The organism is Microcoleus sp. B3-D7 (genome assembly GCF_036705305.1).
Lineage (GTDB): Bacteria > Cyanobacteriota > Cyanobacteriia > Cyanobacteriales > Microcoleaceae > Microcoleus.
The window spans coordinates 20,665-41,471 of record NZ_JAUBUE010000001.1; the positions used below are offsets into that span (position 1 = coordinate 20,665).

Sequence of the window (20,807 nt, forward strand, 5' to 3'; positions counted from 1 at the left end):
CCTCATAAAAAATTGGTATTACGTAGAAACCTGGTTTTTCTACAAAAAAAATCGTCGGCACAAAAATATAAAAAAACCGATTTATTCCGTATTTATACATAAATCGTATAATCGCTTCACACTGCGCCTAATCCTTAAGACGGTTGCGCTATGCGAGCAACTCAAGGTGCAATTAGAGTAGTCCGCATGACATACTTCGAGGCTAACGAGATTTGTTGGCTGCGAATAACTGCGGTTTAAGTGGATCTTATGAACTTATCTCCACAAAATACACGATAATCGATCGCGCCAGCTACCATCGACATGGAACCATCAGCAAAAACCGATGCCCCCTTTCCCATAGTTGGGATTGCCGCCTCAGCAGGAGGGTTGGAAGCATTCAGGGGGTTACTGAGCAATTTACCTGCAGATACGGGTATGGCGTTTGTGCTGATTCAGCATTTAGCGCCCGATCACAAGAGCCTGCTCGCCGAGATTCTCGGGAGAGTCACGGAAATGCCTGTTAATGAGGCAGAAGACGGCATGGCTGTAGAGCCGAATCAAGTCTACGTCATTACGCCCAACACCAAGATGGTGCTATCTAAAGGCCTGCTGCAACTATCACCCCGCGAGAAGGTTTATGGCAGATTTATGCCGGGAGATGCGTTTTTTACGTCATTGGCAGCCGATCGCGGACACAAAGCGATCGGCGTAGTATTATCCGGGGGAGACGGAGACGGTTCACAGGGGCTGAGGGCAATCAAAGCAGCCGGAGGCATTACTTTTGCTCAATGTGAAGACACGGCAAAATTCGATAGTATGCCGAATACCGCTGTGGCCACAGGCAATGTCGATTTCATTCTGCCACCGGAAAAAATTGCCGAGGAACTGGCAAACTACAGTCGTCGCAGTCGCCTTCTCTCTTCCACGATTTTCCTGAAAAAACTTGAGAAATCGCCCCAATACGCAGATGCCCTGGCAACTATTTTTGCGCTGATCAAATCGACCGCAGGCGTTGATTTTAGACACTATAAACCCACGACGATCGCTCGGCGCATCCAGCGGCGGATGGTGTTGTACAAGCTGGAAAGCTTGGAAGATTACGCCCAACACCTCCGACAAAATTCGGCTGAAGTCAAAGCTTTATATGAAGAAATCCTGATCCACGTTACCAGTTTCTTCCGCGATCCCGAAGTATTTGAAAAGTTAAAAGAGCTGGTTTTTCCCACAATTACCCAAAATAAATCGGCAAACGATCCGATTCGGATCTGGGTGGCGGGATGTTCCACAGGTGAAGAAGTTTATTCGATCGCCATGTGCTTGTTAGAGTTTTTGAGCGATCGAATCACCCAGCCGCCGATCCAGATTTTTGCCACGGACATTAGCGAAAACGCGATCGCCAAAGCGAGGTCTGGTTTCTACTTAGAAAACCAGATGGTAGACGTTTCACCAGAACGGCGTACTCGCTTCTTTGTTCGCGCCGAACAAGCAGACGGTTATAGAATCTGCAAGGCAGTCCGCGAACGGTGTGTATTTGCCCGACAAGACTTAGGCAGCGACCCGCCTTTTTCCAATGTCGATTTAGTTAGCTGTCGCAATGTAATGATCTACTTGGCAGAGCCATTGCAAAAAAGAGTGATGCCGACTTTTCATTACAGTCTTAACCCAACGGGCTTTCTCCTGTTAGGCACTTCTGAGAGCACCGGAAAATTTTCAGACTTGTTTACTTCAGTGGATAAAAAGTGTAAAGTTTATGCGAAAAAGTTGACTGCGAGTCGCCCCTCTTTTGCGTTTACGCGGAATTCCTATCCCGTGGCTAAAGCTGCTCAACAGCAGGGAGCGAATGAAGAAAAGTTGATAAATAGCTTTGACTTGCAGCGAGCAACTGACCAACTGATTGTGAATCGCTATTCCCCACCAAGTGTGGTTGTCAACGAGCAGATGAAAATCATGCAAGTGCGGGGAGACATCGATCCTTACTTGAGAGTGGCAGCCGGAACGCCGGACTTAAACTTGCTGACTATGGCAAGAGAAGGCTTGATTGTTGAGCTGCGGACTGCGATTTCTCAGGCACAAATGCAAAACGTTACTGTTAGGAAAGAAAGGGTATCGGTGGCAGCGGGGGGACGATATAATATCGTCAATATTGAGGTGATACCGTTCCCGTCACACCCCGCCGCAGCACGCTATTTTTTGGTGCTATTTGAAGACGCTTTACCCGGAGCACTCAACTTCGGCACGCTCTCTTCTGAAAGCTCCGATCGAGGTGATTTAGATCCTGAAATTAAACTGCTGAGGCAGGCACTTGCCAGCGCTAACGAAGAAAAAATGGCGGCTCAAGCGCATCTGCAAGCGCTGCTCCTGGAGCAGGAAATTCTCAACCAAGACCTCACAATTGCGAACGAAGAAATCCTATCGAGCAACGAGGAGTTGCAAAGCACCAACGAGGAGCTAGAAACTGCCCAAGAAGAGATTCAAGCCACTAACGAGGAACTCACCACTATTAACGATGAACTTCGCAATCGAAATTTTGAACAGCAGCAGCTCAATAACGATCTGAAAAATTTGCTTTCCAGTATCAATATCCCTGTCTTAATGCTGGCAAACGATTTACAGATTCGACGATTTACGCCAACGGCTCAGGAAGTTTTTAATCTGATTCCGACAGATATTGGACGGCCTTTTAACGATATTCGTTCGGCTCTTGATGTTCCTGATTTGTCAGGGATGATTTTGGAGGTGATTCGTACTCTCCAGACGAAAGAACAAGAAGTTAAAACTTTATCGGGGTATTGGTACAACCTCCGCATTCGTCCTTACCGCACAGCGGAAAACAGGATTGACGGTGTGGTAATAGTTTTGCTCGATATTGATGCTCTTAAACGCAGTGCCACAACCTTGGAGGAGGCCCGAAACTACGCTGAAACGATCGTGGAAACTGTGCAAACGCCTTTAGTCGCGCTTGATGCTGATTTGCTAGTGAATAAAGCAAATCGAGCCTTCTATAAAACGTTTCAGGTTTCATCCTCAGAAATAGCGCAATATTCGCTGTTTGAGCTAGGAAACGGGCAGTGGAATATCCCCCAATTACGATGGATATTGGAAGATATTCTCGTTAGCGATGTTCAGCTTAAAAACTTTGAGTTGGATCACGTTTTTGAGCAGATAGGGCAGAAAACTATGCTGCTTAATGCTTATAAACTTCAACAAGAAGACCAAGCTTTAATGATTCTGTTGTCGATCGAGGATATCACCGAGCGCAAGCAGTTGGAGATACTAAGATCGCAGTTATTGGAGCAGGAACAGTTGGCCCGCCAACAAGCAGAAAGTGCTAACCGTGCTAAAGATGAATTTCTCGCGAATCTCTCCCACGAACTCCGCAATCCCCTGACTCCGATCCTGGGGTGGGCAAACATCCTGCGTACCGGCCAGCTTAAGGAAGCTGCTGCGGATCGCGCTCTAGAGGTGATCGAGCGCAGCGCGCAGACGCAATCTCAGTTAATCGAAGATATCCTGGATTTTGCCAGGATTACCAATGGGAAGCTGGCTCTTAATATCAATTGGATCGATCTGGTGGTGGTGGTGCAAGCTGCGCTCGATGTGGTTCAATTATCAGCCGCAGCAAAAAACATTGAAATTGTTTCGCAGTTGAGTGATGCGACTGTTTTAGGTGATGCTGCTCGCTTGCAGCAAGTTGTGTGGAATCTTCTGTCTAATGCCATTAAGTTTACTCCTGCGGGGGGGCGAGTAGAAGTCACGCTGTCGGCGATCGAGAATCAGGCTCAACTTCAAATCAGCGACACGGGAAAAGGCATTCGGGCAGACTTTTTGCCGTATATTTTCGATCGTTTCCATCAAGTCGATTCCAGCAGCACTAAGCGGAATCAAGGGCTAGGATTGGGTTTGGCGATCGTGCGCCATCTGGTAGAATTGCACGGAGGAACGGTGCAAGCCGAAAGTCCGGGTGAGGGACAAGGAACTACACTGACTGTGAGATTGCCGTTGCGATTGTTGCCTCAAGAGTTGACTTCGGCAATCAATTTGAAGTCAACTGTTTTGGTAGGGCCTTTAAACCCCTCAAATCATGTCGTCCCCTCTCTGGAAGGCTTGCACGTTTTAGCTGTAGACGATCGGATCGATACCAGGGAACTCTTAGAATTTGTGCTCAAAAGCTACGGGGCGGAGGTTTCGACGGTGGAATCTGCCCGAAGTGCGATCGTTGCTATGAAGGAAAACCCCGGCAGATATGACTTGCTAATCTCGGATATCGGAATGCCAGAGGATGATGGGTATTTCTTAATTCGAGAAGTGCGAGCTCTTGCTGCTGAAGTCGGAGGAGAAATCCCAGCCGTTGCGCTGACTGCTTATGCGAGCGATAAAGAACGCGAAAGGGCGATCGAAGCTGGATTTCAAATACATATTGCCAAACCTGTCGAGCCCGATCAAATAGCATTAATAGTTGCCAATTTAGCGGGAAGATATTAATTTCTTGATTGTAGAGACACAACAATGTTGTGTCCTAATTTTGTAGGGACACAACAAGAGTCATCTCCAGCAAAGCCTGTTTTGAACAGGCAAGATGCCTGTTCCACAATAATTATTGGAGATGTCTAATGTTGTCTCATGATTTTGTAGGAACACAAGGATCGCGGGCAATTAATAATTGCCAAAAATAGCGCAATATGGGAAAATATAAAAAAATATAAAAATTACGGAGTTCAGATTCTTGGTAAATATTAAATGTCGGGGCATTACCTTCTCAAATATCGAAGCCGTAATCTTTGACAAAGACGGCACTCTAGAGGATTCTCAAGAATTTTTGAGACTGTTGGGGATGAAGCGATCGCGCCTCGCAGACGCTCAAATTCCGGGGGTTGGAGAGCCTTTACAAATGGCTTTCGGCATCGAAAGCGGCAGCATCGACCCCACGGGCTTGCTAGCAGTCGGTAGTCGCAGGGAAAATGAGATTGTTGCAGCGGGATACATCGCGGAAACCGGCAGGGGATGGCTGGAATCTTTAACTATTGCGCGCCGCGCTTTTGACGAAGCTGACGAAATGTTTAAAAATAGTGCTGTTTCTCCTTTATTTGTCGGCAGTTTGGAGGTACTGAAATATCTTTCGGAAGCGGGTTTAAAACTGGGAATTCTTTCGGCGGCTACGACGGAGGTTGTGCAGAAATTTGTGAAACACCACGCATTAGGTGACTACATTCAGTTAGAAATGGGAGTGGATTCAACGGTTCACAAACCCGATCCGAAATTGTTTTTGGAAGCTTGTGAGAAACTCGGAGTAAATCCTGCAGCAACTTTGATGGTGGGAGATTCAGCGGGCGATATTCAGATGGGTAAAAATGCGGGCGCGGCCGGGTGTATCGGGATTTGTTGGGGGAAGGCGGAGGTTCGCCATTTGGAAAATGCTGATGTGGCGATCGCATCTTTGGATGAAATTACAATTTTAGCAGATTGAGGTAGACGAACGGCAATGCCGTTTCCTCCAAATTAGGACACGGCATTGCCGTTTCCCTACAAATCAAGACACGGTGTTGTCGTTTCCTTCAAATTAGGACACTCCAAGAGCTCATTGGTGACAACTTAACGTACAACCGATAGTCCGGCAGGGGTTGAAACCCCTGCCTCAAAGCTAAAGTCCTCTTAAGAGGACTGAGAAGAAAAATTTAAGATTCATTAGTCCTCTTAAGAGGACTTTCGCTATTAGACAGGGAATTCATTCCCTGGCGGACTGACGGGCGGACGGAAGGATTGGGCGGACTGACACTTTAAGTTGACACCAATTGGCATTGCCGTTTCCCTACAGCTAACAACGCAAACCCAGAATTACGACATCTCTTTCAACGCCGTCAAGTTCGGCAACTTGTGGCAGATATGCCCACCGCTGAAAGCCAAATTTCTCAAACAATTTTACACTCGGCTGATTGTGAGCAAAAATTATTCCTATGAGAGTTTTAAGCTTCAATTCTGGACTCCGCACAATTGCCGATTGCAATAAATTTTGTCCGATTCCGCAGCGTTGGCGATCGGGTGCGACGTAGATGCTAACTTCTGCTGTATGCTGATAGGCGGCGCGTCCGTAGAAAAGCTGAAAACTCAGCCAGCCAACAATATTTTGTTCTGATTCCATTACCAAAATCGGCCAGGAATTGGGGGAGTGTTCTCTGTACCAGGGGAGGCGGCTTTCGACTGAGACTGGTTTTAAATCTGCTGTGGCCATTCTGCCCGGTATTGCTGCATTATATATTTGGACAATTGCTGGCAAATCGCTTTCTTCTGCGTCGCGAATTTTCATCGTTTGGTTGACGGTTGACGGTTAACTGTTGAATGTTGACTGTTGACTGTTAACTAATGACTCTTGTACAGTTCCATAATATCGCTGACAGCCATCCGCGAATTTGGTCCCAAAGTCAGCGGCGATGTGTGTCCTCGCTGCAAGTGTTCTGCAGCCGCACAGCCGATCATTGCTGCGTTGTCTGTACAATATTTTAATGGCGGAAACAATACTCGCAAGTTGTGTTTTGCTGCTGCTGCTTGTAAATTTTTTCGCAGTCCGCTGTTTGCTGCAACTCCCCCGCCGACTACAATAGTGGTAAGCCCGAAATTTACGGCGCAGTCGATCGCTCTTTTTGTTAAACCCTTAGCTACAGTTTCCTGAAAGCTGGCCGCAATATCATTAATTGTAGAGGCAGGCAAGATGCCTTCCGCACCCACATTGTTATTTTGTTTCTTGAGTTTCTGTACTAATTGCAAAACTGCGGTTTTCAAGCCGCTAAAACTGCTGTCGTAAGGATGGTAGCCGCCACCAGGCAAAGAAATTCTGCCTTCTGGTAGAGGGTATGCTTGGGGATTGCCAAGGGCGGCCAATTTGTCAATCAGCGGCCCGCCGGGATATCCTAGCTGCAAGAGTCTTGCGACTTTATCAAAAGCTTCGCCGGCAGCGTCGTCGCGCGTGTGTCCTACAGTTTCATAAACGCCGCAATCTTTGACGTAAATAAAGCTAGTGTGTCCCCCGGAAACTAACAAACACAAAAACGGTGGCTGCAAGTCGGGTTCGGTAAGGTAAGAAGCGTAGATGTGCCCTTCGAGGTGGTGGACTCCTAAAAAAGGTTTTTGATGGACTATTGCCAAGCTTTTCGCCGCTGTCAGCCCGACTAACAATGCACCTACTAAACCGGGGGCACAAGTTGCCGCAATGCCGTCAATTTCTGACCAACTGAGGTTTGCTTCACCGAGACACTGGGCAATTACCTGATTGAGCATTTCTAGGTGACTCCGCGAAGCCACTTCCGGCACAACCCCACCAAACTGCTCGTGGATTTTAATTTGCGATGCTACAACATTGCTGCAAACTTGACGATTCTTAACAATTGCTGCTGCTGTTTCGTCACAACTTGTTTCGATTGCGAAAATGGTTGCCATTAACTGGTAATTTTATTTGATAGGTTAGTTATTGCTAGCTTAACTAATTCGGCGCAAGTCCCCCGCTCTACCTGTACTCAGGTTATTGTTAAGGGATTTTTGCCCGATCGACAGGTAAGGTCATCATCTGATGCAATGAAGGAATATCCTCGCGGTATTGCTAGCTCAGCATTGACCTATGAAAACGGCAATCCCTCATTCTATTGGGCTTTGCCGCATCAATGATGGATACTTTACACTGTCAACAAACACGATCATCTGGATTCGAGATCGGCAAGTTGAAATGCTTGTACAAAAACTTATTGTTTTGTAACAAAAGGAAACAATTCCATGCGACGATTGTTTGCTGCAATTTTAGTGTTGAGTGTCTGGATCAGTTTTGCTCCAGTTGCTTCGGCTTACAATTTAGTGCCGTGCAAAGACTCTCCCGAATTCAAGGAACTGGCTAAAAATGCACGTTCTACCAATGGCGACCCGGCATCTGCGAAAGCAAGATTCGATCGCTATTCTCAAGCTATGTGCGGCCCGGAAGGATACCCCCACTTAATCGTAGACGGCAACTTGAGCAAAGCAGGGGACTTTTTGATTCCTAGCATACTGTTCTTGTATATCGCAGGTTGGATTGGTTGGGTCGGCCGTTCTTATCTGCAAGTTACCAAAAAATCAGCAACCCCAGAGGAAAAAGAGATTATTATCGACGTTCCTTTGGCAATCAAATGTATGCTGAGCGGCGTTTTATGGCCTCTGGCAGCTCTCACATCAATCACCAGCGGTGAAATGTTTGCGAAGGACGACGAAATTACTGTTTCCCCCCGCTAAAATTGGGAAATGGAGAAGAGCTAATAGCTAACAGTTAATTCATTAACTAGAAATTAGCAATTAGCGCTAGACTGATCGGCAATTACCAACTGTCTCGAATTTTCAGGAGCAGAATTCATGCAATACTTTGTCAAGTTTCTTTCGACAGCACCAGTATTGGCTATCCTTTGGATATCTATTCAAGCTGCGGCTTTAATTGAATTTAACCGCTTTTTCCCCGACCTGCTTTTCCATCCAATGCCTTAAGATTTGAGGGAAATTAGGTTGCAAAACCTAGGTAAAAGTTGAGAGTTTTGATTTTTGAATTATGAGTTACAGGTTAATTTAAAACTCAAATATCAAAACTCTCAAACCTACCAGTTCGTGCTATACAGCGCATAAATGGGTAAAATTCAAGGCTATCAACTATTTAGTTATCAAATTAGTTACAAATGACTAATGACTAATGACTAATGACTATTGACTAATGACTATTGACTAATATTGTGAATCGATGAAGTCTTATCTCGCCGCAGCAATTCAAATGACTAGCTTGCCTGACCTGCAAAAAAATTTGGTTCAGGCAGAGGAATTAATCGACCTGGCAGTGCGTCGGGGTGCGGAGTTAGTTTCCTTACCAGAAAATTTCTCGTTTATGGGCGAAGAGGAGGAAAAGATTGCTTTAGCAGAGGCGATCGGACTCCAAAGCGAAAAATTCCTCAAAACGATGGCACAACGGTTCCAGGTAACGATTCTGGGCGGCGGATTTCCCGTGCCGACTCCAGGGGGCAAGGTATACAATACTTGTTTGCTGGTAGACCCAAACGGCACTGAAGTGGCAAGGTACAGAAAAGTACATTTGTTCGATGTGGATGTTCCCGACGGCATTACTTACAGGGAATCGAACACTGTGAAAGCTGGTGAAGATTTGCCATCGCTTTATGTGTCGCCGGAGTTGGGGACGCTGGGACTTTCCGTGTGCTATGACGTGCGGTTCCCGGAAGTGTACAGGCATTTGTCGTACAAGGGGGCTGATATTTTGTTCGTGCCGGCGGCGTTTACCGCTTACACTGGCAAGGATCACTGGAAGGTTTTGTTGCAAGCTAGGGCGATCGAGAATACTTGTTATATGATTGCCCCAGCACAAACTGGCCGCCACTACGGTCGCCGTCAAACTCACGGTCACGCGATGATTATAGACCCTTGGGGTGTTGTGTTGGCGGATGCTGGAGAGGAACCGGGTGTGGCGATTGCAGAAATTAATCCCGATAGACTAGAACAAGTCCGCCGCCAGATGCCATCTCTGCAACACCGGGTTTTTCTTTGAAGGAATTTTGAGACCCAATGGGTCTCAAAATTTCAGTTCCCGTCAATCGATTTTAGATTTTAGATTTTAGAGGTTGCAGGGCGATCGGGAACAATGCGAAAGCAATTTTAGAATTGAAGAATCGACCCCATACCTGCTGGTACAAGATAATATAGTAACCGCTACATCGGTCTTGACATAAATAACGTCATGAATAGATCCCGCGAACCCTTGCTTCGTCAACGGTTTGAGTCGGATACTAGAGTCTTTCTCAGTAACATCAGGTGTTCTGGGATATAGGGCACAGCGGGCGTACCTCACAAAGCGATCGAACTGCTATATGTAACTGTCAACTGTCAACTGCTATATATTGTTTAATACAGGTTCAATGACCGTGCAATTCTGCTAAAAGGCGAATTGGCGAAAGTAGAATTGCACGAAATGCGTCTTTTTGGAGAAATGAAACACACTCTTTCGGTTTTAGTTGAAGATGAAGCGGGTGTCCTCACTCGAATTGCTGGTTTGTTTGCCCGTCGAGGTTTTAATATTGAAAGTCTGGCCGTTGGCCCGGCGGAACAAGGGGGAGTTTCTCGGATTACGATGGTTGTACCCGGAGATGACCAAATTATCGAACAGTTGACAAAGCAACTGTACAAGTTGATTAACGTGCTTAAAGTTCAGGATATAACGGAAATTCCCTGTGTGGAACGGGAGTTGATGTTGCTGAAAGTTAATGCTGCTAGCGGGACGCGATCGGAGATCATTGAGTTAGCTCAAATTTTTAGAGCGCGAGTGGTGGATATTGGTGATGATACGCTGACATTGGAAGTTGTCGGAGATCCCGGTAAAATGGTGGCGATCGTCCAAGTTCTGAATAGATTTGGGATTAAGGAAATTGCTCGTACTGGGAAAATTGCCCTGACGCGGGAGTCGGGGGTAAATACTGAGTTTCTCAAATCTTTGGAAGCGAAAGTTTAAGTTAGTTGACTGTTGACTGTTGACTGTTGACTGTTGAGGGTTGACGGTTGACGGTTAACTTGTATTGGTCATTAATTAATTGTTTGCTATTAATTATTTAAACAAGCTAATATGGAAAGCTTTCAACAGCTACAAGTTTATCAATTAGCTGAAAAAATATCAAACGAAATATGGTTTATTGTTAAAAAATGGGACGAGTTTACGAAGGATACGATGGGCAAACAAATAGTGCGATCGGCGGATAGTGTTGGTGCTAATCTTGCAGAAGGACATGGACGCTATAGCTGCCAAGATAATCAGCGTTTTGTGAAAATTGCTCTTGGGTTCCTTAAACGAAACAAGACACTGGTTAAGACTTGACGGAGCTCGAAATCTTTTAACTCAAGAACAGATCGATCGCCTGCATCCCTTATTAAATGAACTTTCACCAAAACTCAATGCCTATCTTAATTCACTCAAACAAAAAGCCAAAGGTTAACAGTCAACAGTCAACAGTCAACAGTCAACAGTCAACAGTCAAATTACCATTTAGGTTCACTTTCTATCAAAAGTGTGGCTGCGATGCTGTCTATCGGCTTTGAGAAAAAGTATCCTTGTCCGTATTCGCATTGCAGCGCTCTAAGTAAATTAAGCTGTTCGATGGTTTCGATTCCTTCAGCAATTACATCCATTCCTAAATGACTGGCTAAAATTAAAATAGTCTGTACAATCGCTTCGTTGCCTTCATCTTCAGTCATGCGGCTGACAAAAGCTTGATCGATTTTTAAAGCATCAGTTGGAAAAGTGTGCAGGCGGCTCAAAGAAGAATAGCCAGTGCCGAAATCGTCAATATATAATTGAATTTCTAAATTTTTCAATTCCGCGAGGATAGCGACTGCAGATTCGGCATTCTCCATGATAACGCCTTCAGTAATTTCTACCTTTAAAGTGCGAGGGTCAAGCTGAGTTTCTTGTAAAATTTCGCTAATGCGATCGATTAAATCCGGTTGTTTAAATTGTTGGTTAGAAAGGTTGACGCTGACAGTCAGCGGCGGATTTGCTGGGAATTTTTGGTGCCACTCGTGGATCTGATGACAAGCCGATCGCATCATCCACCAGCCCATAGGTATAATCAATCTAGTTTCTTCCGCTACTAAAATAAACTCGCCAGGAGATACGACACCGCGCTCCGGGTGATACCACCGCAGCAGCGCTTCAAAACCGCTGATTCTACCAGTAACTAGAGAGACGATAGGCTGATAGTAAAGCTGAAATTCCTGAGAGTCTAAAGCGCGTCGCAGGTCGTTTTCCAGTTGCAAAAGGGCGACGGCGCGAGTGTGCATACTTAAGTCAAAAACTTCGTGGCGAGCTTTGCCCAATCCCTTAGCATGATACATGGCAGCATCTGCATCTCGGAGCAGTTCTTCAGGCCGATCGTACAACATGGGGAACGGGGCATTGGGAACAGGAGAGTCGGAAGATAAGCAAGACAAAGAAGTTTCCCGATCGATATTTCCCAGATTCTCGGGACTCGACAATGTGCTGGTTTCCCTTGGATACGGAGGCAAACCAGAACAAACAATCCCAATGCTAGCACTGGTAAAAACTTGATATTCGTTAAGGTAAAAAGGCTCTGCCAGTTCCGCTTGCACTCGTTCGGCAATCAGGATCGCATCCTCGGTGCTTTTGATATTTTCCAGCAAAATAGCGAATTCGTCGCCGCCGAGACGGGCAACGGTATCTCCACCGCGCAAACAGATTCCCAGACGCTGCGCGATCGCGATTAGCAATCGATCGCCCACTAAATGCCCCAAACTGTCGTTAACAACCTTAAAGCGATCGAGATCGATAAACAGCACCGCAAACAAAATTTCGGGGCGGCGTTTTGAAAGATTGATCGCGTGCCCCAAGCGATCCATAAATAAAGCTCGGTTGGGCAAACCGGTTAGCATATCGTGCAAAGCATCGTGTACTAACTTATCTTCTGCTATTTTGCGGAGGGTAATATCTTCGACAGTTCCTTCGTAGTAAAGTAAATTTCCGTCAGGATCGCGAACTGCCCGGCCGTTCTCGGAAACCCAGATAGTAGTGCCATCAGCGCGATAAACTTGGGACTCGAACTCAGACACAAAACCTTGTTTTTCGATCGCGCGCAAAAACTCGACGCGCCGGTTGGGATCGAGGTAAAGTTGGCGGTCTATGTCTTGAATATTCGCGATCAATTCCGCGGCCGACTCGTAGCCGTAAATTCTCGCCAAAGCAGGGTTAGCGCTGAGGTAGCGTCCGTCGGTCGTTGTCTGGAAAATGCCTTCGATCGCATTTTCAAAGATACTGCGGTATTTCTCTTCCGCCTGTTGCAGGGCGAATTCTGCCTGCTTGCGATCGGTGATATCCGTCAACGTGACGAGATAGCCTAGAACTTCACCGCTTTTGGTCATTTCTGGCACTGCTTGCCAAAAGACCCAGGTTGTGAAGTCACCCTTGCAAAAACGGTACTCTAACTTACAGGGCAACTTGTCTGTGACAGCGCGATACCACTGGCTCAAAACGCGGTCGCGGTCTTCGGGATGCAAACTTTGCGCCCAACCTTCGCCTAGTGCCTTTGGCGCAGTCAGTCCCGCCATCTCCAAAAATCGCTCATTGACGTACAAGCAATCTCCAGCAGCGTCGGCGCGGAAAATCCCGACAGGTAGTATTTTTGCCAAGGTGTAATAGCGGTATTCGCTTTCTAGCAGCGCGCTGGCAGCTACTTTCGTCTCGGTGATGTCAAACATTGCGCCTTGAAGGATGACAGACTTGCTTGCTTCATCGCGAACTGCGGTCGCTTGATCGCGGAACCAGACGACTCGGCCGTTGCGCGCGATCGCGCGGTATTCTGAAACCAGCGACCCCTCGCAGAAAATATCTTCTCCATCGCTGAATTTCTGTGTGGCGTTTTCAACTAACACCCGATCACGGTCTTCTGGGTGAACGAGTTTCAGCCACAGGTCAGGGTCTGCTCTCCATTCAGCTACAGAATAACCGAGAAAAGTCTCGATTTGCGGGCTGATGTAAAGTTTGGCAGCCTTGCGGTTGAGGGGAGAAATGTAGGTGACAGCGGGCATTTGTTCTACCAGGGCGCAGTATTTCGCTTCTACAGTGGACAGTGCTGCTTCTAGGCGCTGCCGCTCTAATTCGGCGGCGGCCCGTCCCGCAAAGATGCTGAGAATTAATCGGAATTTGGCAAGATGTGCTTCCACCAGGGGTCGATCGTGGAAAATACAAATAATGCCTAAAGGTTCGCCGTAAGAGTTTTTCAGCAAGACTCCCAGGAAACTGCGCGCACCTGTAACTACCGGTCTGCGGTCTTCTGGAAAGGTTTCCCCGAGGTTGTCGGGACAGGAATACATTCCCGCCTCCAGCACCAGCGCTTCGGGAGTATTGGCCGTGTCGCACTCAAAGTTTGGCTGCTGCTGTCCGTCGCTCCAAAAACTGATAAGTTGCAATCTATCGGCAGCAGCATCGGTGCGTGCCTTCGACTTAATCGATTTGGCAGCGACGGCGGTGCGAACTCCGAGTGCTGAGGCTAAGTGGCAAACTAAGGCATCAAAGAATTCTGCTCCCCCCGGCGAATCAGTACCTGCTAGGATTTCGCCCAGCAAATCTTCCTCTAATTGCGCGAAAGCATTAACTTTGGGAGGATTCTCGGCATTCGGGCGATCGGGATTTTCCCCCCTCGAACCCGAAATGCTCAGACTTAGGGTTTTGCTGGTTCCAGGCCCCACAATAGGCGAAGAATTCACAGTTAGGCGCTGTTGCTTGGCAAAGAATACAGCGCGGCTTATACCTAAAACTTTACCCAAGAAGCTGTCAGTTGCCGGCCACCGATTTGAGTTGGGGAAAATCAAAAAGTTTTTCCGCATTTTCAATCCTGCAGATAAATCGTCGGGCTTTAAGTCTACCAACTGCCGTTGCTCTTGGGCTAGCGGTAGACTGGAAGGCCTTCGGTGCCACTTGATATAAATCGCGGACACCACGGCTAAAGTCGCCAATAATCCCAGAAGATATGCAAGAATCTCAAAGTAAAAAAATAAATCTAGATCGAACATCGATTAGCACCGCTCGACAATTGTTGTAGTTATCTGAAGCCAATCTATTTAAAAATAACTAAGTATCGTCACGGATGGGTAACGAATACAAGGTCAGATCGCCGCGAAGGCGACAAGAGAGTTAACAGTTCACAAAAAACCTGGCAATACTTGACATTACCGAACTTTTTGTGTTTTTTTTCGTACAGGCTGAACCCGTGCAGGTGAAATTGCAAACACATATATACGGTTGTGGCACTCCTCTAATGGGGTAAGTTTACGTTTACTTCTCTAATCATATTTAACGCTGCATTTACATCAGCATTAATCCGACTTTCATTTTAAGGCCGAAACCACCCGCGTTTACCGCTCTTATCCTGGCAAGACTCTTGCTTACCGACAGGCTCTAAATCCCCAAATCTGCACTTATTTGTATAATATGCTTGTGTAACTATTACCTTGATACCGACTAACTCAGTTTTGTAAGTAATAAATCTTATGAGCGGGATATGAGAAATCACTCCAAAAATGTGAGGTTTTTTTTCTAATTTTATATTTTGTTTCCCCCTCACATTTGTGCCAATAATTAACTGGATTATTTTCTCATCCCCCAACCGCTTGACAATCCAACTGCTGATCTGATGAAGGTAGTTTTCTAATTGCTTGTTTCGATTAAAGGTGATTTGCTGGATTGGGCGCGTGGTAGATTTTCCCTGACCAAATTTTGAGTAAAAATGCTTGGTGGTGATTGACACCTTTATTAATTGATTTGAGAGGTTTTTTATCATAAATAGTTGGAGTAAATGTTGGCTTATTAGATGTCACAGCGACGAGGTTATCAATCCCTAAACATATACCTGCTCTGAGGTGGTAATTTAAATCCACCAACGTTACAGGCTTTAGATTAGCCACCTCAAAAAAGTATAGCGCTTTTGCAGGAACTACCCTTACCTTTATGACATTTTGGGAGTTTGTAGAAATTATTATGTCACTTTGAGATAAATAAATTAGTCCCTTATTGGGGTTTATCCCCCTTTTTTCTATGGATTGGTTATCAGAACTGAACAAGTTACCTGTACAGATTTTAGGTTGGTATTGGGGGATGCTGGGGATGAATAAAAATGTAGGTATATCTCGGTGATAAGCTATCCTTGACTTTTGGCAATCCTCCCAAGCGTGAACAATTTGTTTGAGAACTTGATAGCTAATTTTAGCAGGGAATGATTGAGAGCCGTCTCTAGGTTTTAAGATGGCAAATAACTGTCTGATAATTTTAGTGCCACTAACTTTAGGTTCAGAAGTGAAAAACTGTTTCCTCATAAATATTTACCATGGTCGTTGAGATTTTTATACAGAAATGATAAGTCATCAAACTGTTTATAAAACTGATGCTGACGATCTATGTAAGGCCTTTCAACAACAATCATAAATTTTGGGATAAACGAAAACTTTTTTGTTGCTTTGCTAAGCAATATACAATAAAGTCTAGGGATTATCTGATCTAGTGTAACACCCATGATGAAAGCGATCGTTTTTCAAACCCCCGGAAGCCCGTCCGTATTGAAACTGCAAGATATCCCCGCCCCTACTATACAAACAGAAACTGAAGTTTTGGTGCGGTTGCGAGCGGCTGGTATCAATCCGATAGATACTAAGTTGCGATCGCGCGGCACGTTTTACCCCGATAAAGCTCCTCACGTTTTGGGGTGCGACGGTGCTGGAGTCGTAGAGGCTGTCGGTGCTGGTGTGCAAAGTTTCCAAGTGGGAGACGAGGTTTTTTTCTGCAATGGCGGTTTGGGCGGGTCGATCGGTACTTATGCTGAGTTTGCCGTTGTAGACGAACGCTTTCTCGCCCTCAAGCCTGCTGCTTTAAGTTTTGCTGAGGCGGCGGCGGCACCGTTAGTTTTAATTACAGCTTGGGAATCGCTGTACGATCGAGGGCGCTTGCAAGCCGGCCAAAAAGTGCTGATTCAAGCTGGTGCCGGCGGTGTCGGCCACGTCGCGGTACAGTTGGCGAAATTACAGGGGGCAGAGGTTTGCACGACTGTTAGTTCTGAGGAAAAAGCCAATTTTGTCAAGAACTTAGGTGCAGATTCAGTTATTTTATACAAAAATACCAATGTTGTCGATGAGGTTTTGACTTGGACTCAAGGACAAGGAGTTGATTTGGCTTTCGATACAGTCGGGGGAGAAACTTTTTACCAAACTATTCCGGCTGTGAAGATTTATGGAGATTTGGTAACAATTTTGGAACCCGATCCAGGTTTGGGCAATTTGAAAACAGCGAGAATGCGGAATCTGAGAATTAGTCTGGAATTAATGTTAACACCGATGCTGGAAGGTTTGGTGGAGGAACAGGAACAGCAGGCTCATATTTTGCAGAAGTGTGCTCGTTTGTGCGATCGCAACTTGCTAAAAATTCACGTCAGCAAAACTTTCCCTCTCGAAGAAGCGCAAGCCGCTCACGAACTGCTAGAAACAGGCTCAGTAACTGGGAAAATAGTGCTTGAAATTGGGGGCTAAAAATGCGCCTGGTTAAATAAGAAATTCACAACTGATATCATGTCCGGTCGAGGGACCGAGATTTTTGTATGGGCCCGTGAGCCAAGAATACCTGCCAATAATTGACAATCTCAAAAACCCGCCCCGACCGGGATATTATGGTTAATTGAGCGGACATGATATGAAATTCTTGGATAGAAAGGTGCAAAATCCTCGTTAATAATTTTGAGAGAGTTCTGGCGAATTTGACCAAGGTAAATCTTTGTTTTATATAAAATCCATTGGCATCGGAATGATCCATCTGTCTCTTCCGTTTCTCTGTATCCTCTGCGCCCTCTGCGGTTTCATCATTCCAATACAACCGGAATTCATATTATTACGCTGATGATTAAAAGGCTGGCAGCCTAAAAGATGTCAACCGGGTGCTATAAACAAGAGCGAAAACCGCATAGGAAAAATGCTGCTGTCGATCGAGAAATTTGGGCGTCAACTGCTGAAGTTGACACGACGAAAGGCACGGCGCCGTGTCCTAATTTTGGATAACTAACGGCGATTCACTTGTAACCAAATTTCCAGCGTCACCAGCAGCCACAGCTTCAGCCCATAGCGGGGAAAAACTTCTCCACGATAGTTTAGCCACTCGCGGATTAGTGTTCGATCCAGGTAAGGCGCGATCGCCGAATGACGATTCAGTAGCAACGATCGCGCTTGCCGCTGCCAATCCCTCAAAAACCACTGCTGCATCGACATCACCATCCCGCTTTTCGGACGATTGACAATGACATCGGGCAGCAAATCCGCCACAGCAGCCTTGAGAACCGCTTTTTCCTGCGCGCCCGAAAGCTTATATTCTGGCGGAATTTGCAAACTCAGCCCCACCATCCGCGCATCGAATAGGGGCGATCGAGCTTTTAGTCCCGCCGCAGCCGTGAGATTATTCACCTTAGTCAAAATGTAATCGGCTCCTTTAAACTCAATGTTGAGCCGCATCAGCCGATTCAAAAACGTCGTTTCTGTCTGTTGCAATTCCTCAGCAAAGACGGAAGGCGCATTCTGCACCTTTTCCCAAACCTCCGGCTTCAGCAAACGTGGCAAATCCACATAGCATTTTTGAAACGAAGTCAAGTAAGCTGCGATCGGATCTGGTTTACCCTGAATCGAACCGTACAAACTGTTGAGTAACATCGGCTTATTTTTCGGCCCGCCAAAGCACGGATCGCCACCTTCGCCATTCAGTACCACGTCTGCGAATTGCTTTGCCGATCGCCCCAACAGCAAATTGGGAACCGTCAAGCCTTCCCCCACCGGATCATCCATCGCCGCCAGCGTTTCCGGTAGCAACTCCCAAATTTGCTTTGGCGAAACTTCTAAAATATGGTGCTCAGTGCCACAATGTGCTGCGACGATGTTGGCAAATTCAATCTCGCTAGGATATTGAGCGCCAAAGTGCATCGAAAAAGTGTGCACCGGACGATCGTGCAGCCTTGTGGCGATCGCCGCGACGCAACTTGAATCAATACCACCCGAAAGATATGCTGCGACTGGTTCTCCCGCTGGTAGCGCTTCCTGCACCAGTTGTTCCAAAAGCGATCGCACTTGTTGACTGTGCCATTCCAAAGGGCGATCGGCGTTAGTAATTTGCTCCTGTGGCTGCCAGTATCTCTGCGCCTCAATATCCGGTAAGTACAGGTAGCTACCGGGCCGCAACTCTCGCACGGCTTCCCAGAGCGTTTGTGCGCCAGGTACAAACGCACAGCACAAGTAGTCGCGCAAAGCAACTAAATCAAGTTCTCGATCGTGATACGGATTGAGCGATCGCAGTCGAGGCGCGATCCAGCGAGTCGTTCCTGTACGGGTGTAATAGAGGGTTTTTGCTCCCACGCGATCGCGCCCCAGACACAAGGTTTGCTCCTCTCTATCCCACACAGCCACGGCAAATTGTCCTTCCAGTAAGCTCAAAGTTTGAGGGCCTGACTGTTCCCATAGCCGCCCGACGATCGCCAAATCGGTCAATCCATCTGTGTCAATCTGTTGTTTGAGCATTGGAGTGCGATCGAAGCAGCAGTCACCTACTAGCACAAATCGCTGATTGGGGCTGAAGGTGGGTTCAGCTCCGATTATGGCAAAACCGGAAGTTTCCCAAGTTGCAGGGTGCGATCGGGCTTCTGGCCCCCAAGCAATCACCCAATGAGGGTAGATAGACTTCTGAGTCTGCATTTTAAATAAAACATCTCCCATAATTAATTATTGTGGAACAGGCCGGAAAGCCTGTTCAAAACAGGCAATTCTTGCGATGAATATTACATTAAAAAACGTTTGAAAGTAACTTATAAATCAAGCGAAAAATAGCTGTTCCAGCGATCGCACCCAAAGCACCCAACCATCCCACAAACAAAACGCCAGTGATCGGAGAATTCGGATAAATCGCAACTGCCGCCGTCTGTAAAGTTGGGAAAAACCACAGCAAAGCCAGAGTGCCTGCGCCAATAATCAACATCTCAGTTTGTTCGATCGCCCTGCGGTACTGGCCGTAAATCAAACCCGCCACAATCATCCCCAACAATCCGATACTCAAGCCTGGAGACGGCAGCAAACTCGTCAGGCCGATCGCCAGCACCCCCGCCTCAAAACCCGTAAACGCCGCCCCCGACAAAACCTCCCAAATCGAAAAAGTCGCTCTCTGCGAAGATTGCAGCGCTCCTGGATGAGTCGCAGGAACCCGTACAGGAGGAGGCAGAGTCGGTTGAAGAGGTATCGGAGGCGGCGCCACCACGACTGTAGGTGGTTGAGAATGTTGTTGAGGCCGAGACATCAGAGCCGCTTCCACCTCACTCGCAGATTGAAAACGCTGGCTGGGAGCTGATAATAACATTTGATCGAGAACGTGAGCCAAACGCGAACTTACCTGCACCCGTGACTGCCAATTCCACTCGTTTCTGTAACTATCAAACAACTCCGTCGGCTGCAAACCACTCAGCAAAGTAATACAAGTCACAGCCAAAGCATACAAATCCGTTGCCGGATAAACTTCTTGCCCGCTCATCTGTTCTGGCGGAGCGTAACCCAAAGAATAAATACCAGTCGAAGCTTTTGCACCCCCAACACTTTGCGTTACTTGTTTAACAGCCCCAAAATCTAATAAATAAAGCCGACCGTTTTTAGCCCGCATAATATTAGCAGGTTTAATATCCCGGTGAATCGAACCGCGAGAATGCACAAAATCGAGAACCTTCAAAATTTCCCGCAGCACCTCCACCGTTTCCGCCTCCGAAAACCTGCCTTTAACAGCTAGTTCATCCTCCAAGTTTTTACCGTCAATAAATTCTTGAACCAGATAGAAAAACTGATCGTTTTTTCCCGGCTGCAAACTCGTAACAGTCAGCTCAAAAAAAGCCAGCAAACTCGGAATTTGGGAATGTTCGTTTCCCAGTTCTTCCAGCACTGCCGCTTCCCGTTCAAACAGAGTTTGAGCGATTTTTAGCTGGGGCGGAGTCAGACTTACCGACGGCTGCAAAAGTTTAGCAACGCACTGCCGCATCGCCGGAGTATAGCGGTCTCTGGCCAAAAACGCCGCCCCAAAACCGCCTTGGCCCAATAACCTCACGGGCAAATAGCGGCCGCTCAAAATCAGGGGCATCCCGCAAGCCGTGCAAAACTTTTGCTGCACAGTTTTCAGCAGCGAACTGTCATTGAGGTCGGGAAAATAGTTTTGAGGGCGCGGGCAGCCCGGGCGGGTGCAGTAAACTTCCATTTTTGTTTGCTAAGAA

Annotated in this window: 15 protein-coding genes; 9 read left to right on the forward strand and 6 right to left on the reverse strand. The window is 46.7% G+C overall.

Annotation, left to right across the window (positions count from 1 at the left end):
- The first annotated feature begins 303 nt into the window (after positions 1 to 303).
- Together QUB25_RS00070 and QUB25_RS00075 are read left to right on the forward strand one after the other, a co-directional pair.
- Positions 304 to 4,464 carry a chemotaxis protein CheB gene (locus QUB25_RS00070; protein WP_333181371.1) on the forward strand — a complete coding sequence of 1,387 codons (4,161 nt, stop codon included), beginning with the start codon at positions 304 to 306 and terminating at the stop codon, positions 4,462 to 4,464.
- A 241-nt stretch (positions 4,465 to 4,705) separates the two neighbouring features.
- Positions 4,706 to 5,446 (forward strand): HAD family hydrolase, encoded by a 741-nt coding sequence (locus QUB25_RS00075; RefSeq protein ID WP_333181374.1) that lies wholly within the window; start codon positions 4,706 to 4,708, stop codon positions 5,444 to 5,446.
- A 348-nt stretch (positions 5,447 to 5,794) separates the two neighbouring features.
- Here QUB25_RS00075 and QUB25_RS00080 read toward each other — a convergent pair whose 3' ends face one another.
- Both QUB25_RS00080 and tsaD read right to left on the reverse strand, forming a co-directional pair.
- Positions 5,795 to 6,283, reverse strand: coding sequence for an N-acetyltransferase family protein (locus QUB25_RS00080; protein WP_333181376.1), 489 nt, complete (start codon positions 6,281 to 6,283; stop codon positions 5,795 to 5,797).
- Between the two features lie 53 nt (positions 6,284 to 6,336).
- Entirely contained in the window at positions 6,337 to 7,410 is a 1,074-nt protein-coding gene (gene tsaD, locus QUB25_RS00085) for a tRNA (adenosine(37)-N6)-threonylcarbamoyltransferase complex transferase subunit TsaD (RefSeq protein WP_333063452.1), read from the reverse strand.
- A 330-nt stretch (positions 7,411 to 7,740) separates the two neighbouring features.
- On the opposite strand from tsaD, the gene QUB25_RS00090 reads away from it, so the two are divergent.
- The 6 genes from QUB25_RS00090 (at position 7,741) to QUB25_RS00115 (ending at position 10,970) form a co-directional block, all read left to right on the forward strand.
- A complete protein-coding gene (locus QUB25_RS00090; protein ID WP_333037176.1) occupies positions 7,741 to 8,229 on the forward strand; it encodes a Photosystem I reaction center subunit III in 489 nt (162 codons plus the stop codon).
- Positions 8,230 to 8,346: 117 nt separating this feature from the next.
- Positions 8,347 to 8,475, forward strand: a complete 129-nt coding sequence (gene psaJ, locus QUB25_RS00095) for a photosystem I reaction center subunit IX (RefSeq protein ID WP_333037175.1) — start codon at positions 8,347 to 8,349, stop codon at positions 8,473 to 8,475.
- A gap of 247 nt (positions 8,476 to 8,722) precedes the next feature.
- Positions 8,723 to 9,535 (forward strand): carbon-nitrogen hydrolase family protein, encoded by an 813-nt coding sequence (locus tag QUB25_RS00100; protein WP_333063453.1) that lies wholly within the window; start codon positions 8,723 to 8,725, stop codon positions 9,533 to 9,535.
- A 438-nt stretch (positions 9,536 to 9,973) separates the two neighbouring features.
- Entirely contained in the window at positions 9,974 to 10,492 is a 519-nt protein-coding gene (gene ilvN, locus QUB25_RS00105; RefSeq protein WP_041622928.1) for an acetolactate synthase small subunit, read from the forward strand.
- A 111-nt stretch (positions 10,493 to 10,603) separates the two neighbouring features.
- Positions 10,604 to 10,852, forward strand: a complete 249-nt coding sequence (locus tag QUB25_RS00110) for a four helix bundle protein (RefSeq protein ID WP_333181380.1) — start codon at positions 10,604 to 10,606, stop codon at positions 10,850 to 10,852.
- A complete protein-coding gene (locus QUB25_RS00115) occupies positions 10,812 to 10,970 on the forward strand; it encodes a four helix bundle protein (RefSeq protein WP_333181382.1) in 159 nt (52 codons plus the stop codon). Before QUB25_RS00110 ends, QUB25_RS00115 begins: the two co-directional genes overlap by 41 nt.
- Positions 10,971 to 11,013: 43 nt before the next feature.
- Here the strand turns inward: QUB25_RS00115 and QUB25_RS00120 are convergent, their stop codons facing one another.
- A complete protein-coding gene (locus tag QUB25_RS00120; RefSeq protein WP_333181384.1) occupies positions 11,014 to 14,559 on the reverse strand; it encodes an EAL domain-containing protein in 3,546 nt (1,181 codons plus the stop codon).
- A gap of 320 nt (positions 14,560 to 14,879) precedes the next feature.
- Positions 14,880 to 15,326: a hypothetical protein gene (locus QUB25_RS00125; protein ID WP_333181386.1), complete on the reverse strand. Its 447-nt coding sequence runs from the start codon at positions 15,324 to 15,326 to the stop codon at positions 14,880 to 14,882.
- A 730-nt stretch (positions 15,327 to 16,056) separates the two neighbouring features.
- On the opposite strand from QUB25_RS00125, the gene QUB25_RS00130 reads away from it, so the two are divergent.
- Positions 16,057 to 17,061, forward strand: coding sequence for a zinc-dependent alcohol dehydrogenase family protein (locus tag QUB25_RS00130; protein ID WP_333181801.1), 1,005 nt, complete (start codon positions 16,057 to 16,059; stop codon positions 17,059 to 17,061).
- A gap of 522 nt (positions 17,062 to 17,583) precedes the next feature.
- Here the strand turns inward: QUB25_RS00130 and QUB25_RS00135 are convergent.
- Complete coding sequence (locus tag QUB25_RS00135; protein ID WP_333181388.1) at positions 17,584 to 19,257, reverse strand: asparagine synthase-related protein; 1,674 nt, start codon at positions 19,255 to 19,257, stop codon at positions 17,584 to 17,586.
- A gap of 88 nt (positions 19,258 to 19,345) precedes the next feature.
- Entirely contained in the window at positions 19,346 to 20,791 is a 1,446-nt protein-coding gene (locus tag QUB25_RS00140) for a serine/threonine-protein kinase (RefSeq protein WP_333181390.1), read from the reverse strand.
- Between the last annotated feature and the right edge of the window lie 16 nt (positions 20,792 to 20,807).

Excerpts from the sequence above, each read along its gene's own strand:
- QUB25_RS00140 (WP_333181390.1), bottom strand. The coding sequence starts at position 20,791 with ATGGAAGTTTACTGCACCCGCCCGGGCTGCCCGCGCCCTCAAAACTAT.
- QUB25_RS00125 (WP_333181386.1), bottom strand. The coding sequence starts at position 15,326 with ATGATAAAAAACCTCTCAAATCAATTAATAAAGGTGTCAATCACCACC.
- QUB25_RS00080 (WP_333181376.1), bottom strand. The coding sequence starts at position 6,283 with ATGAAAATTCGCGACGCAGAAGAAAGCGATTTGCCAGCAATTGTCCAA.
- QUB25_RS00070 (WP_333181371.1), top strand. The coding sequence starts at position 304 with ATGGAACCATCAGCAAAAACCGATGCCCCCTTTCCCATAGTTGGGATT.
- ilvN (WP_041622928.1), top strand. The coding sequence starts at position 9,974 with ATGAAACACACTCTTTCGGTTTTAGTTGAAGATGAAGCGGGTGTCCTC.
- QUB25_RS00130 (WP_333181801.1), top strand. The coding sequence starts at position 16,057 with ATGAAAGCGATCGTTTTTCAAACCCCCGGAAGCCCGTCCGTATTGAAA.
- psaJ (WP_333037175.1), top strand. The coding sequence starts at position 8,347 with ATGCAATACTTTGTCAAGTTTCTTTCGACAGCACCAGTATTGGCTATC.
- tsaD (WP_333063452.1), bottom strand. The coding sequence starts at position 7,410 with ATGGCAACCATTTTCGCAATCGAAACAAGTTGTGACGAAACAGCAGCA.
- QUB25_RS00100 (WP_333063453.1), top strand. The coding sequence starts at position 8,723 with ATGAAGTCTTATCTCGCCGCAGCAATTCAAATGACTAGCTTGCCTGAC.
- QUB25_RS00110 (WP_333181380.1), top strand. The coding sequence starts at position 10,604 with ATGGAAAGCTTTCAACAGCTACAAGTTTATCAATTAGCTGAAAAAATA.
- QUB25_RS00090 (WP_333037176.1), top strand. The coding sequence starts at position 7,741 with ATGCGACGATTGTTTGCTGCAATTTTAGTGTTGAGTGTCTGGATCAGT.
- QUB25_RS00120 (WP_333181384.1), bottom strand. The coding sequence starts at position 14,559 with ATGTTCGATCTAGATTTATTTTTTTACTTTGAGATTCTTGCATATCTT.
- QUB25_RS00135 (WP_333181388.1), bottom strand. The coding sequence starts at position 19,257 with ATGCAGACTCAGAAGTCTATCTACCCTCATTGGGTGATTGCTTGGGGG.